Genomic DNA, 13568 nt, shown 5'->3' with positions numbered 1-13568 from the left:
ATGGCCCGACCGCAGGGCGCACCGCGACCGGAGGGCCTCGTCGCGCGCCTCCGATCCTTGCGAGCGCTCGACCTCGAAGTGGCGCTGCGGGCCGCACTCGCCGCAGTCGTGCCGCTCACGGTGCTCGTCGTGCTGGGCCGAGTCGACCTCGCGGCCTACGCGGCGTTCGGCGGCATGACGGCGATCTTCGGCCGGAGCGAGCCGTATCGCACGAGACTGCGCACGGTCACGGCCGCCGGTGCGGTGCAGTTCGGCGCGATCGGCGTCGGCATCCTGCTCTCCGTCGTGCATGCCCCGCTGATCGTCGAGGCCGGGGTGCTGGCGCTCGTGGTCGCGGTCGTGATCCTCGTCTACAACACGCTCGGCGTCACGCCGTCGGGCCCGCTGTTCGCGGTCTTCGCGGTGCTCGTCTGCGCTGCCCAACCCGTCGACGACGGCAGCGGGTGGCTCCGGTGGGGCGTCGCGGCGGCCGCGGTCGCGTTCGCGTGGCTGCTCGCGATGTCGGGGTGGTTGCTCCGCCGTGCGGTGCGCACGCGCGAGCAGGCGATCTTCAAGGCACTGCCGCGGCAGGCGCCCGTGCGAGCGCGAGCGTACGCCGACGCACGGGTCTGGCTGAACATCGCGCAGAACGTGCTCGCGGCGCTCGCGGCCGGGGGAGTCGCCATCGCGTTCGGCATCGGCCACCCGTACTGGGCGGTGGTCAGTGCGGTCGCCGTGATTCCGCCGGCACGAGCCGCTCACACCGTGCAACGCGCCTGGCACCGCGTCGTCGGCACGGCCGCGGGCGTCGGCGTCACCGCACTCGTGCTGTGGCCCGAGCCGCCGATCTGGGCGCTCGTCGCGGTGATCGCGGTCTGCCAGTTCGCCGCCGAGATCCTCGTCGGCCGCCACTACGGCGCCGCGCTCGTCTTCGTCACGCCGCTCGCCCTGACGGTCGCGCACCTCGCTGCGCCGACGCCGATTCCGGTGCTGCTCGGCGATCGGCTCATCGAGACCGTCGTCGGCGCGGCGTTCGCTGTCGGCGCGGTGCTGCTCGCCCGTCGGTTCGTCGAGTACGTGCCGATGCCGCCGCCGACGATGGCCACCCCGTCCATCCCACCCGAGGAGCGATCATGACCTGGCCCACGCGCGAACGCCGCACCGTGTACGAGAACCGGTGGATCACCGTGACCGAAGACGATGTCGTGCGCCCCGATGGCACCGATGGCATCTACGGCGTCGTCGAGCTCCGCAACGACGCCGTCTTCGTCGTCGCGATGACCGACGACGACGAGGTGCTGCTCGTCACGATCGATCGGCACACCGTCGGCACCTCGATCGAGGTGCCCGCCGGCGGCACCGACGGCGAGGACCCGCTCGTCGCCGCACAGCGGGAGCTGCTCGAGGAGACGGGGCACGAGGCGGCCGAGTGGCGCGCGATCGGCCGCATGAACGCCCTCAACGGCATCTGCCGCGCTGCCGAGACGGTGTACCTCGCGACGGGCCTGCGCCACGTGGCATCCGTCGCCGGTTCGCAGGCGGAAGAGGGCATCAGCTCGGTGCGGGCGGTGCCCTTCGCCGAGGTCGTCGGCATGGTGGCCGCAGGGGAGATCACCGACGGCGAGACGATCGCTGCGGTCTTCTACGCCGCCGCCGCGCTCGGCCGCATCGGCTGACCGCTGCGCGCACCGCCGGACATGCGAACGACCGCACGGCGAGGCACGAACTCCTTGACGCACTCATTTGCCCGAATGTAGTATCTCTACTACATTTCATACGCCTTCCGCGGTGGGAAGAGGTGATCACGTGGCATCCGTCGATCTGGTCGTCGAAGTGCGCGACCTGCGAATGCAGTACGGATCGAACGCCGTGCTCGACGGCGTCGATCTCGAGGTGCGCCGCGGCGAGGTCGTCGCGCTGCTCGGCCCGAACGGCGCCGGCAAGACGACGACCATCGAGGTGCTCGAGGGATTCCGTGCGCGAGACGACGGCACGGTCCTCGTCTTCGGTGAAGATCCCATGCATGCCGGCGAGGCATGGCGGGCACGCGTCGGCGTGGTGCTCCAGTCCTGGCGCGACCACGGCCGGTGGCCGGTCGGCGAACTCCTGCGCCAGTTCCGCTCGCTGTACCTGCCCTTCGTCCGCGATGGCCGTCCAGCCCCGTACGAGGTCGAGGAACTGCTCGAGATGGTCGGGCTCGCCGACCACCGCAACGCCCGTGTCCGCTCGCTCTCGGGCGGCCAGCGACGGCGTCTCGACGTCGCCATCGGCCTGGCCGGACGCCCGGAACTGCTCGTCCTCGACGAGCCCACGACCGGCTTCGATCCGATCGCCCGGCACGAGTTCCACGAGCTCATCCATCGCCTGAGCGACTTCGATCGCACGACGGTGCTGCTCACGACCCACGACCTCGCCGAAGCCGAGAAGGTCGCCGACCGCATCCTCATCCTCGACGGCGGTCGCATCGTCGCGAACGGGAGTGCCGTCGAGCTGGCCTCCGCCGTCGCCGGGGCGAGCGAGGTCACCTGGCGCGAGGACGGCGTGTTCCAGGTGCACAGCGCGGCCGACCCCGTGCCCTTCGTCCGAGAGCTGCTCGCGCGGCCGGGCATCGAGATCACCGAACTGCAGGTCAGGTCGCAGACGCTCGAAGAGACGTACCTCGCCATGGTCGCGAGACGGGAGGCCGCCGATCCGGTCGGAGTGGCGGTCGGCGAGCGGGGAACGGAATCGTGAGCACGACCGCGACGGCGGTCCGCGCCGGCATCCGCAGGGGGCTCACCGAGTTCGGCATCTCGCTCCGCACGCCCAGCGAGGCGTCGTACATCGCGGTCGGCGTCGTCATCGTGGTCGTCGTGCTGTGGTTGAACCGCGACGCCGAGATCGTGCCGGGCCTCCCGGCCGCCTCGTTCATCGTCGCGAGCATCCTGACCATCCAGCTCGTCTTCGTCGCGTGCTACGGCGTGGCGGCGGTGGTCTCGACCGAGCGCGAGGACGGCACCCTCCTCCGAGCGCGGTCGCTGCCCACGGGCGTGCTGGCGTACGTGACCGGGATCACCGCGAAGACGCTGGCCGAGTTCCTGACGAACGTCGTCATCACGCTCGTCGCCGCCGCGATCCTGCTCGGTGCGAGCCTGGGGCTCGACTGGGCCGACGTCGCCGTCATCGCCGGAATGCTCGTCGTCGGGTTCGTCGCGATGACGACGCTCGGCTTCGCGCTGGGGGCGGTGTTCCGCAATCCCCGCATGGTCGGCGGATGGGGGTTCGTCGTCGTGGGCGCGCTCGCCTGGTTCTCCGGACTCATCCAGCCGCTCGCCACGATGCCGCAGTGGGCACAGGTCGTCGGCCAGGCCACACCGCTCTACTGGGTCGGCCTCGGCCTCCGCAGCGCGGTCCTTCCCGACGACTTCGCGAGCCTCGAGATCGGCGGCTCGTGGCGTCTTCCGCTCGCCTTCGCGGTCGTCACGGCCTGGGCGATCGCGGGTCTGCTGATCTCCCCCGTGCTCATCAGGCGCGTGGCGAGGCGCGAGACCGTCGCGGGCATCGAGGCCCGGCGCCAGGCCGCCCTGCAGCGCGCATGAGCGCGGCTGCCGGTCGCGACCAGGGCCGCTCGGAGCAGGTGCACAACCGGGTCGCGATGCTCAGGGCCGATCGGCGCGTCTCACGTCGCGAACTCGCCGAGGCGCTCGGCGTGCACTACCAGACGATCGGATACCTCGAGCGGGGAGAGTTCAACCCGAGCCTGCACCTCGCCCTTCGCATCGCCCGGTACTTCGAGGTGCCGGTCGACTTCGTGTTCTCCCTCGAGGAGTTCCCGCACCTCGGCCCGCCTCCCACGTAGGCGCCGGTTCGGTCGCGCGGAACGGGAGGAGTAGCATGGAACTTGGCCCAACTTATCTTGACGTCGAGATTCTTCGGCGGGTCGGGCCGACACCCACCAGCCCCTGTGCGCTCTCGCGCGTGCGGATCGATTGGAAGTAGAGCGTGGATCTTTACGAGTACCAGGCCAGAGACCTGTTCGAGCAGTACGGGGTCCCCGTGCTCCCGGGCATCGTCGCCGACACCGCCGATGAGGTGCGCGCGGCCGCCGAGAAGCTCGGCGGCGTCGTGGTCGTCAAGGCCCAGGTGAAGACGGGCGGCCGCGGCAAGGCCGGCGGCGTCAAGGTCGCGAAGAACCCCGACGAGGCGTACGCGGCCGCGCAGGCGATCCTCGGCCTCGACATCAAGGGCCACGTCGTCAAGCGCGTCATGGTCGCCGGCGGCGCACGCATCGCGCAGGAGTTCTACTTCTCGGTGCTGCTCGACCGGGCCAACCGCTCCTACCTCTCGCTCACGAGCGTCGAGGGCGGCATGGAGATCGAGCAGCTCGCCGTCGAGAAGCCCGAGGCGCTCGCGCGCATCGAGGTCGACCCGATCGCCGGCATCGACGCCGCGAAGGCCCGCGAGATCGCGGTCGCCGCGAACTTCCCGGCCGAGCTCGTCGACAAGGTCGCCGACGTGTTCGTGAAGCTCTACGAGGTCTACAAGGGCGAAGACGCGACGCTCGTCGAGGTCAACCCGCTGATCCTCGACGAAGACGGCAACGTCATCGCCCTCGACGGCAAGGTCACGCTCGACGAGAACGCCGAGTTCCGTCACGCGAACCACGCGCTCCTCGAAGACAAGGACGCCGCCGACCCGCTCGAGGCCGCAGCCAAGGAGCTCGACCTCAACTACGTCAAGCTCGACGGCGAGGTCGGCATCATCGGCAACGGCGCGGGCCTCGTCATGTCGACGCTCGACGTCGTCGCGTACGCGGGCGAGAACCACGGCGGCGTCAAGCCCGCCAACTTCCTCGACATCGGCGGCGGAGCCTCCGCCGAGGTCATGGCCAACGGCCTCGGCATCATCCTCGGCGACCCGCAGGTCAAGAGCGTGTTCGTGAACGTCTTCGGCGGCATCACGGCGTGCGACCAGGTCGCCAAGGGCATCGTGGGCGCGCTCGCCGAGCTCGGCTCGGCCGCGAACAAGCCCCTCGTCGTGCGCCTCGACGGCAACAACGTCGTCGAGGGCCGTCGCATCCTCGAGGAGGCCGCGCACCCGCTCGTCACCCTCGCCGAGAACATGGACCAGGGCGCCGACAAGGCCGCCGAGCTGGCGAACGCGTAAGGGGCGCACAAGAAATGACGATCTTCCTCAACAAGGACTCCAAGGTCATCGTCCAGGGCATCACCGGTGGCGAGGGCTCGAAGCACACTGCGCGCATGCTCGCGGCGGGCACCCAGGTGGTCGGCGGCGTCAACGCGCGCAAGGCCGGCACCACGGTGCTGCACAACGACGCAGCAGGCAACCCGGTCGAGCTGCCGGTGTTCGCGTCGGTCGCCGAGGCGATGGCCGAGACGGGGGCGGATGTCTCCATCGCCTTCGTCCCGCCGGCCTTCACGAAGGACGCCGTGGTCGAGGCCATCGACGCGTCGATCCCGCTCCTCGTGATCATCACCGAGGGCGTGCCCGTGCAGGACTCCGCGGAGTTCTGGGCGTACGCGAAGGAGAAGGGCGACGCGACGCGCATCATCGGCCCGAACTGCCCCGGCATCATCAGCCCCGGCGAGGCGCTCGTCGGCATCACCCCGGCGAACATCACGGGCAAGGGCCCGATCGGCCTCGTCTCGAAGTCGGGCACGCTCACGTACCAGATGATGTACGAGCTGCGCGACCTGGGCTTCTCGACCGCCATCGGCATCGGCGGCGACCCGATCATCGGCACGACGCACATCGACGCCCTCGCAGCGTTCGAGGCCGACCCCGAGACCAAGGCGATCGTGATGATCGGCGAGATCGGCGGCGACGCGGAGGAGCGCGCGGCCGACTTCATCAAGGCGAACGTCACGAAGCCGGTCGTCGGCTACGTCGCGGGCTTCACCGCCCCCGAGGGCAAGACCATGGGCCACGCCGGCGCCATCGTCTCGGGTTCGGCGGGCACCGCGCAGGCGAAGAAGGAGGCCCTCGAGGCCGCCGGCGTCAAGGTCGGCAAGACGCCGTCCGAGACCGCGCAGCTGCTGCGCGAGGTCTACGCCGCGCTGTAGGCGCGAATCTCGTCGAACGGCCCCGCAGGCATCGCCTGCGGGGCCGTTCCGCGTCTGCGGGACTCGTGCCAGAGTGGAGGGATGAGCGAGCAGCAGTCGTCGGCGAAGGGCCTGAGCCAGGCTCACCGGATCGTGCGGGCCACCTTCGTGACCGAGGAGTCGGTCTACGGCGTGCTGCTCGTGTCGGGCATGATCGTCGCCTCCGGCGGACACGGCGAGAGCTCGTGGCGCGTGTTCTGGAGCGTCGCGGTGACCGTCGTGGTCTTCTGGGCGGCGCACGTGTACGCGGGCACCGTCGCCCACCACGGACTCGACCACGACCGGGTCGTCGGGCTGAAGGAGTCGTTCGGGATCGCGTTGCTGCGCTCTCGCGGGCTCCTGCTCTCGGCGACGATCCCGCTCGTCATCCTGCTGCTCGGCGCGACCCGGGCGATCCCCGACGACGTCGCCATCTGGACGGCGCTCTGGGCGGGCGTCGTGGTGCTCGCGGTGCTGGGGTTCATCGCGTTCCATCGACGTGGTGCGCCGTGGCCGATCCAGGTGCTCGGGTCGATCACCACCGCCGGCTTCGGCATCGCCCTGATCGTGGCGAAGGCCCTCATCCACTGAGCCGCACGACACGGGCATCCATCGGCCCGAGACCGGTGTGCGCGGGCGCGACGCGCGCTAGGGTCGTGGCAGGGGTGCCTCATGGCCAAGATCGATGACGACCAGCTCGAGGCGCGGATCGCCGCGCTCGAGTCCGAGAACGCAGCGCTTCGCGCGGGCCTCGAGCAGGGCGTGGCGGATGCCGCGGCATCCGCTGCACCGAAGACCAGGCGCCGCTGGGGGCGGAGCCTCACGGCCGTCGTGCTCATCGTCGTCGGCCTCCTGCTCGCACCGGTCGCCGTGATCACCGCGTGGGCCCGCCTCGAGCTCGCCGACACCAATCGCTTCGTGGCGACCTTCGCGCCCATCATCGAGCAGCCGGCCGTCCAGGCCTACCTCGGTGACGAGGTGACGGCCGCGATCGAGGAGCAGGTCGACATCCCCGCGCTGACCTCCGACGTGTTCGACGGCGTCCGCTCGCTCGGACTGCCGCCGAAGGCCGATGCGGCGCTCGGACTGCTCGAGGGTCCGGCGACGCAGGGGATCCAATCGCTCGTCTCCGACGTCGTCGACCGGTTGATCACCTCTCCCGCATTCGCCGACATCTGGGCGAACACCTTGCGCATCACGCACACGCAGTTCGTCGCCGCGATGGAGGGCGACCCCGACGCCGCGCTCGCGGTCGGCAGCGACGGCACGATCTCGGTGCAGCTCGGACCCATCGTCGAATCGGTGAAGCAGCGCCTCATCGACCAGGGGGTCGGATTCGCGCAGGCGATCCCCGCGGTGGACCGGAGCGTGGTCATCGCGCAGGACGACGCCTTCGCGCTCATCCAGACCGTCTACGCGCTCGCCGTCGGCGTCGGCACCTGGCTGCCGTGGATCATGCTCGCGTTCCTCGTCATCGGCGTCGTCATCGCCCGGAACCGCATCAGGGCGCTCGTCTGGACGGCGGGCGGCTTCGCCCTCTCGATGGCGCTCCTCGCGAGCGGTGTCGGCATCGGGCGCTGGTACTTCGTCGGAGCGGTGAGCCCCGAGGTCATGCCGGCGAACGCGGCTGAGGCGATCTACTCGGGGCTCATCGAGATCATGATGTCGACCGTCGTCGCCCTCCTCGTGCTCGGCATCCTCGTGGCCGTCGTGGCCTGGTTCTCGGGCCCGTGGCGCCCGGCACGGGCACTCCGCGGATTCGCCGAGTCGGGGTTCTCGGCAGTGCGCAGGGCAGCGGCGTCGCACGGCGTCACGACGGGCCGATTCGGCATCTGGCTCGATCGCTGGCGCGTCATCGCCTACATCGCGATCGCCGTCGTCGCCTCGCTCGTCGTGCTGTTCTCGCGCCCCGTCTCGACGGGCTTCGTCATCGGGACCGTGCTGCTCGCGCTCCTGGCACTGCTCATCGTCGAGCTCCTCCGGCGACCGGAATCCGAGGTGGAGGGCGCGAGTGACGAATCGGCGGCCGAGGCCGGCGAGGTCGTCGAGGTCGACGAGGCGGTGCTCGTCACGGTCGGTGCCGACGGCGAGGCCGTCGAGACGGTGGTCGACGAGGTCGACATCGAGTCGCCGAGTCGGCCCGACTCCGCACGTCCTGCCGACTGAGCGGCGCGCGGCGGGATAAGCTCCCGGTGGAATGAGACGCACGACGATCGCCCTGCTCGCCGGCCTCGAGGCATCCGTCGCCGCCCTCATCGGCCTCGGCATCGCGCTCGTGCCGCTCATGCTGCTGTGGGCCGTGCACTTCGGCCTCGCGGTCGACGCGACCCTGTTCCTCCGCGCCGCCGCCGACGTGTGGCTGCTCGGCCACGGCGTCGACCTGGTGCTGCAACTCGCCCCCGTGACCGCGGAGCAGACGGGCCTGCCGGGAGCAGGCGACCCGTTCCCGATCACGATCGCGCTGCTCGGCTTCGCCCTCATCTCGGTGGCCTTCGCCCGTCGCATCGGGCGGCGGTCGGCCGCAGAGGGGCATTCGTTCACGGGCGGCATCGCCGCCGTCTCGGTCTACGCGGTCGTCGGATTCGCGCTGGCATCCCTGGCCGGCATCGACGGTGCGCGGTCCTCGCTCTGGCAGGCGGCGCTGCTCCCGGCGTTCGTGATGGCCGTCGGCGTCGTGATCGGGGCGGTCGTCGAGTCCCTTCGCGACGATCCGATGACGGATGCCGCGGGCGGCTTCGTGCGCCGCCGGGTGGCCGAGCTGCCCCCGGTGCTGGTCGACACCGCGCGCATCGTGGTGCGCATCGGCGCCGGTGCGGCGTTCGGGCTCCTCGCCGTCGCCGGCGTGCTCGTCGCGGCGCTCATCGCGGTCGACTACGCGACGATCGCGGGGCTCTACCAGTCGCTCGGGAGCGGAATCGACGGGGGCATCGCCCTGACCGTCGCCGAGCTCTCGCTCATCCCGAACCTCGTCATCTGGGGCGCGGCGTGGCTCCTCGGCCCCGGATTCGCGATCGGCGCCGGATCCTCCGTCGCTCCGACGGGCACACTGCTCGGACCGGTGCCCGGCATCCCGCTGCTCGGAGCGCTGCCGAACGAGTCGCAGCCGTTCGGCGCGATCTGGCTCGTGGTACCGGTGCTGCTCGGCTTCCTCGGCGCCTGGCTCGTCGGCACGGCGTGGAACACGGGAGGCGGTCGTCACGACGTGCGCACCGCTTGGTGGTTCCCCGCCCTGATCGGCGTCGGGTCCGGCGCGGTGGCCGGACTCGTGCTCGGACTGCTCGCGTGGTGGTCGGGCGGCGCCGTCGGGCCGGGCAGGCTCGCCGAGGTCGGGCCCGACCCCTGGGCAGTGGCGGGAGTGGCCGCGCTCACGGTCGGGATCGGCGCGGTCGTCGGCGCCTATTCGGTGCGGACGCGCGAGCGCGGCGTCGACGCGGGCGGCGAACTCCTCGAGCGCACGGCGTTCGAGACCCAGGCGCCCTGACGCACGAGGGATGCCGGCTTCCGCACGCCGGTGCTATTCTTCGCGTGTCCGCATGATCGAGGAGGATCAGTGTCGGCATCCAACGATCTCGTCCGCCCTCGAAGCGAAGGCAAGGGGCTCGCAACGGGCACGCTGGGCCTGTGGGGCTCGACCGTCATCGGGCTCGCCTCCACGGCGCCGGTCTACTCGCTCGCAGCGACGCTCGGCTTCGTCGTGCTCACCGTCGGCGAACAGGCGCCCATCGCATTCATCATCGCCTTCATCCCGATGCTGCTCATCGCCTTCGCCTATCGCGAACTGAACAACGAGGTGCCCGACTGCGGCACGACGTTCACATGGGCCACCAAGGCGTTCGGCCCATGGGTGGGGTGGATGGGCGGCTGGGGCGTGGCGGTCGCGGGCACCGTCGTGCTCGCGAACCTCGCCCAGATCGGCGGCATCTACTTCTGGCTGCTCGTGGCGCCCGACCTCGCCGAGAACGTGTTCGTCGTGACCCTCACTGGTGTGGTCTTCATCGCCCTGATGAGCTGGATCAGTTGGCGCGGGCTCGAGATCGGCGAGCGCATGCAGAACGTGCTGCTCGGAGTGCAGTACCTCGCGCTCGCGCTCTTCGTGGTCTTCGCCGTCTGGCACGTCATCGACGGCACCGCCCCCGGCTCGACGACCCCCGAGCTCAGCTGGTTCGACCCGTTCGCGTTCGGCTCGTTCGACGCCTTCGTCGAGTCGGTGCTGCTCGCGCTGTTCATCTACTGGGGCTGGGACACCTGCCTCGCCTTGAACGAGGAGACACGCGACCCGAAGCGCATCCCCGGCCGCGCAGCGGTGCTCACGACGCTCATCCTGCTCGTCACGTACGTCGGCGTCACCGTCGCGGCGATGTCGTACGCCGGCCTCGGCGATGCCGGAACGGGGCTCGGCAACGAGGGCAACGCCGACGACGTCTTCTTCGCGCTGAAGGATGCGCTGTTCGGCCCATGGGCGTGGCTGCTCGTCGTCGCCGTGATGATCTCCGCGATCTCGTCGACGCAGACGACGATCCTCCCGACCGCTCGCGGGACCCTTGCGATGGCGGTCTACAAGGCGCTGCCGAGGCGGTTCGCCACGGTGCATCCGCGATACAAGACGCCGTCGTTCTCGACGCTGCTCATGGGGTTCGTGGCCATCGTGTTCTACGTCGGCATGACGCTCATCAGCGACAACATCCTGCAGGACACGGTGCTCTCGCTCGGCCTCGCGATCGCGTTCTACTACGCGATCACCGGGTTCGCGTGCGTCTGGTACTTCCGCTCCACCCTGTTCACGTCGTGGCGCAACTTCTGGAACCGGCTGGTGTTCCCGCTCGTCGGCGCGGTGCTGCTCACCGGTGCCTTCGTCTACTCGGCGATCGACATGCTCGATCCCGACTACGGTTACACGGTCCTGCTGGGCGTCGGCGGCGTCTTCGTCGTGGGCGTGGGCTCGCTCGCGCTCGGTGCGGTGCTGATGGTCGTGTGGTCGTTCTTCGCCGATTCGAAGCCGTTCTTCCGAGGCGAGTCGCTCAACCGAGAGACCGAGGTGCTGGTGCCCGACGACGAGCTGCCGATCCTCCGCTCGATCGACGGCGGGATCTGAGCGTCGAGGGCGTCTGAGCAGCCGGCGGCCCGCGCTGTGCGCATCTGCGCAGCCGGTAGGCTCGAGGGGTGCTGAAGCTCGTCGTCCTCATCTCGGGCACCGGATCGAACCTTCGTGCCCTGCTCGACGCCTCCGCCGACGCGGAGTTCCCGGCCCGCGTCGTGGCGATCGGCGCCGACCGCGACGCCGAGGGGCTCGCGCTCGGCGAGGAGTACGGCGTGCCGACCTTCTCCGTACCCTTCACGGCGTATCCCGACCGCGACGCCTGGGGCGACGCGCTCATCGCCGAGGTGGCGCGATGGGAGCCCGACGTGGTCGTGCTCTCGGGCCTCATGCGGCTCGTGCCGCCCGCCGTCGTCGACGCGTTCTCGCCGCACCTCATCAACACCCACCCGGCCTACCTGCCCGAGTTCCCCGGCGCGCACGGGGTGCGCGACGCGCTCGCCGCAGGCGTCACGCAGACCGGCGCGAGCCTCATCGTCGTCGACAACTCGGTCGACGGCGGCCCCATCATCGCGCAGGAGCGCATCCCGGTGCTGCCGGGCGACACCGAGTCGAGCCTCCACGACCGCATCAAGCCCGTCGAACGACGCCTGCTCATCCAGGCCGTGCTCGACATCGCCAACCAGCACCTCGACCTGAAGGAACTCGCACGATCATGAGCGGCCACGCCATCGACCCCAGCCTGTACCGCGAACGCGACCTCGTGCCGGTTCGCCGAGCGCTCATCGCCGTGAGCGACAAGCGCGGCCTGGTCGAGCTCGCCACGGCGCTCGTCGGCGCCGGCGTCGAGATCGTCTCGACGGGCGGCACGGGCAAGGCCATCGCCGAAGCGGGCCTGCCCGTCACGCAGGTCGCCGAGGTCACCGGCTACCCCGAGCACCTCGACGGCCGCGTGCGCACCCTGCACCCCGCGGTGCACTCGGGCCTGCTGGCCGACCTCCGTCTCGAGCACCACGAGGCCGAGCTCGCGGGCCTCGGCATCGAGCCCTACGAGCTCGTCGTCGTGAACCTCTACCCGTTCGCCGAGACCGTCGCAGCGGGTGCCGCGCCCGACGCCGTCATCGAGCAGATCGACATCGGCGGGCCCGCCATGGTGCGCGCCTCCGCCAAGAACCACGCGAACGTCGCCGTGGTCGTCTCGCCCGACCGCTACGAGGAGATCGCCGCCGCGGTCGCCGCGGGCGGCACGACCCTCGCCCAGCGCACCGAGCTCGCTCGCGAGGCGTTCCGCCACACGGCGTCGTACGACGTCGCCGTCGCCTCCTGGCTCGGCAGCGTCGTCGCCCCCGACCAGCCCGCCGAGGAGTCGCCGTTCCCGGCATGGGTCGGCGGCACCTGGACGAAGGACGCCGACCTCCGCTACGGCGAGAACTCGCACCAGAAGGGTGCGCTGTACGCCTCGAACGGCGGGCGGCCCGGCATCGCGCAGGCCGTGCAGCTGCACGGCAAGGAGATGTCGTACAACAACTACGTCGACGCCGACTCGGCGGTGCGCGCGGCCTTCGACTTCGACGAGCCGGCCGTGGCGATCATCAAGCACGCGAACCCGTGCGGCATCGCCGTGGCATCGGCCGGGGCGTCCGACCCCATCGCCGACGCCCACCGCCGGGCGCACGAGTGCGACCCCGTGTCGGCGTACGGCGGCGTCATCGCCGCGAACCGCACCGTGACGCTCGAGATGGCCCGGACGGTCTCCGGCATATTCACCGAGGTGCTCATCGCGCCGGCCTTCGAGGGCGAGGCGCTCGAACTGCTCTCCCAGAAGAAGAACATCCGCCTGCTGACGCTCCCCGAGGGCTTCACGCCGACGGCGGTCGAACTGCGTCAGGTCTCGGGCGGCATGCTGCTGCAGCAAGCCGACCGTCACTTCGCTCCCGCATCGGAGTGGACCCTCGCCGCGGGCGAGCCCGCCGACGAGGCGACCCTCGCCGACCTCGAGTTCGCCTGGACCGCGTGCCGTGCGGTGAAGTCCAACGCGATCCTTCTCGCCTCGGGCGGCGCCTCGGTCGGCGTCGGCATGGGCCAGGTCAACCGCGTCGACTCGTGCAAGCTCGCGGTCGAGCGGGCGGGGGAGCGGGCTGCGGGCTCCGTCGCGGCATCCGACGCGTTCTTCCCCTTCGCCGACGGCCTGCAGATCCTCCTCGACGGCGGCGTGCGCGCCGTCGTGCAGCCGGGCGGCTCCGTGCGCGACGACGAGGTGATCGCGGCGGCCCGCAAGGCCGGCGTCACGATGTACTTCACGGGCGAGCGCCACTTCTTCCACTGAGTCGGCCCGCTTCGATCCGCCGCGCGGTCGAACGGATGCTGCGGCATCCCCAGGACCCCCCCCGCGGGAGCCCGTGATACGAACCCACGGGAGTGAGGGGCCGGGGACGGTGACCCCCCGCAACCGAGGGTAAAAAGGGGAACAAAAA

Annotated in this window: 13 protein-coding genes; all 13 read left to right on the top strand. The window is 70.7% G+C overall.

Annotated features, from left to right (window positions below; genetic code table 11):
- The 13 genes from ACFTQE_RS12060 to purH all read left to right on the top strand — a co-directional run bounded on the left by ACFTQE_RS12060 (window position 1) and on the right by purH (window position 13420).
- The gene (locus ACFTQE_RS12060) at window positions 1-1116 is read left to right on the top strand and encodes an FUSC family protein (RefSeq protein WP_376925296.1); all 1116 of its coding nucleotides are present in this window, start codon (window positions 1-3) and stop codon (window positions 1114-1116) included.
- The gene (locus ACFTQE_RS12055) at window positions 1113-1655 is read left to right on the top strand and encodes an NUDIX domain-containing protein (RefSeq protein ID WP_376925295.1); all 543 of its coding nucleotides are present in this window, start codon (window positions 1113-1115) and stop codon (window positions 1653-1655) included. The genes ACFTQE_RS12060 and ACFTQE_RS12055 overlap by 4 nt, the downstream gene beginning before the upstream one ends.
- A 130-nt stretch (window positions 1656-1785) precedes the next feature.
- Entirely contained in the window at window positions 1786-2712 is a 927-nt protein-coding gene (locus ACFTQE_RS12050) for an ABC transporter ATP-binding protein (RefSeq protein ID WP_376925294.1), read from the top strand.
- Window positions 2709-3557, top strand: coding sequence for an ABC transporter permease (locus ACFTQE_RS12045; RefSeq protein WP_376925293.1), 849 nt, complete (start codon window positions 2709-2711; stop codon window positions 3555-3557). Before ACFTQE_RS12050 ends, ACFTQE_RS12045 begins: the two co-directional genes overlap by 4 nt.
- On the top strand, window positions 3554-3817 hold the full coding sequence (locus ACFTQE_RS12040; protein ID WP_376925292.1) for a helix-turn-helix transcriptional regulator: 264 nt from the start codon (window positions 3554-3556) through the stop codon (window positions 3815-3817). The genes ACFTQE_RS12045 and ACFTQE_RS12040 overlap by 4 nt, the downstream gene beginning before the upstream one ends.
- Before the next feature lie 143 nt (window positions 3818-3960).
- Window positions 3961-5124 carry an ADP-forming succinate--CoA ligase subunit beta gene (sucC, locus tag ACFTQE_RS12035; protein ID WP_376925291.1) on the top strand — a complete coding sequence of 388 codons (1164 nt, stop codon included), beginning with the start codon at window positions 3961-3963 and terminating at the stop codon, window positions 5122-5124.
- A gap of 14 nt (window positions 5125-5138) precedes the next feature.
- On the top strand, window positions 5139-6041 hold the full coding sequence (sucD, locus tag ACFTQE_RS12030) for a succinate--CoA ligase subunit alpha (protein ID WP_375835074.1): 903 nt from the start codon (window positions 5139-5141) through the stop codon (window positions 6039-6041).
- Between the two features lie 81 nt (window positions 6042-6122).
- Entirely contained in the window at window positions 6123-6650 is a 528-nt protein-coding gene (locus ACFTQE_RS12025; protein ID WP_376925290.1) for a hypothetical protein, read from the top strand.
- An 81-nt stretch (window positions 6651-6731) separates the two neighbouring features.
- Entirely contained in the window at window positions 6732-8225 is a 1494-nt protein-coding gene (locus tag ACFTQE_RS12020) for a hypothetical protein (protein ID WP_376925289.1), read from the top strand.
- A 31-nt stretch (window positions 8226-8256) separates the two neighbouring features.
- Window positions 8257-9540, top strand: coding sequence for a DUF6350 family protein (locus tag ACFTQE_RS12015; RefSeq protein ID WP_376925288.1), 1284 nt, complete (start codon window positions 8257-8259; stop codon window positions 9538-9540).
- Between the two features lie 69 nt (window positions 9541-9609).
- Entirely contained in the window at window positions 9610-11151 is a 1542-nt protein-coding gene (locus ACFTQE_RS12010) for an APC family permease (RefSeq protein ID WP_376925287.1), read from the top strand.
- A gap of 68 nt (window positions 11152-11219) precedes the next feature.
- Window positions 11220-11813, top strand: a complete 594-nt coding sequence (gene purN, locus ACFTQE_RS12005; protein ID WP_074260168.1) for a phosphoribosylglycinamide formyltransferase — start codon at window positions 11220-11222, stop codon at window positions 11811-11813.
- Window positions 11810-13420 (top strand): bifunctional phosphoribosylaminoimidazolecarboxamide formyltransferase/IMP cyclohydrolase, encoded by a 1611-nt coding sequence (gene purH / locus ACFTQE_RS12000; RefSeq protein ID WP_376925286.1) that lies wholly within the window; start codon window positions 11810-11812, stop codon window positions 13418-13420. The genes purN and purH overlap by 4 nt, the downstream gene beginning before the upstream one ends.
- Window positions 13421-13568: the final 148 nt, after the last annotated feature.

It is taken from the genome of Agromyces sp. NPDC056965 (genome assembly GCF_042673425.1).
Lineage (GTDB): Bacteria > Actinomycetota > Actinomycetes > Actinomycetales > Microbacteriaceae > Agromyces.
The sequence above is the reverse complement of the archived record's forward strand: the minus strand, read 5'-3'. Positions and strand labels throughout refer to the sequence as shown.

Excerpts from the sequence above, each read along its gene's own strand:
- ACFTQE_RS12060 (WP_376925296.1), top strand. The coding sequence starts at position 1 with ATGGCCCGACCGCAGGGCGCACCGCGACCGGAGGGCCTCGTCGCGCGC.
- sucD (WP_375835074.1), top strand. The coding sequence starts at position 5,139 with ATGACGATCTTCCTCAACAAGGACTCCAAGGTCATCGTCCAGGGCATC.
- purH (WP_376925286.1), top strand. The coding sequence starts at position 11,810 with ATGAGCGGCCACGCCATCGACCCCAGCCTGTACCGCGAACGCGACCTC.
- ACFTQE_RS12040 (WP_376925292.1), top strand. The coding sequence starts at position 3,554 with ATGAGCGCGGCTGCCGGTCGCGACCAGGGCCGCTCGGAGCAGGTGCAC.
- ACFTQE_RS12025 (WP_376925290.1), top strand. The coding sequence starts at position 6,123 with ATGAGCGAGCAGCAGTCGTCGGCGAAGGGCCTGAGCCAGGCTCACCGG.
- ACFTQE_RS12055 (WP_376925295.1), top strand. The coding sequence starts at position 1,113 with ATGACCTGGCCCACGCGCGAACGCCGCACCGTGTACGAGAACCGGTGG.
- ACFTQE_RS12020 (WP_376925289.1), top strand. The coding sequence starts at position 6,732 with ATGGCCAAGATCGATGACGACCAGCTCGAGGCGCGGATCGCCGCGCTC.
- ACFTQE_RS12015 (WP_376925288.1), top strand. The coding sequence starts at position 8,257 with ATGAGACGCACGACGATCGCCCTGCTCGCCGGCCTCGAGGCATCCGTC.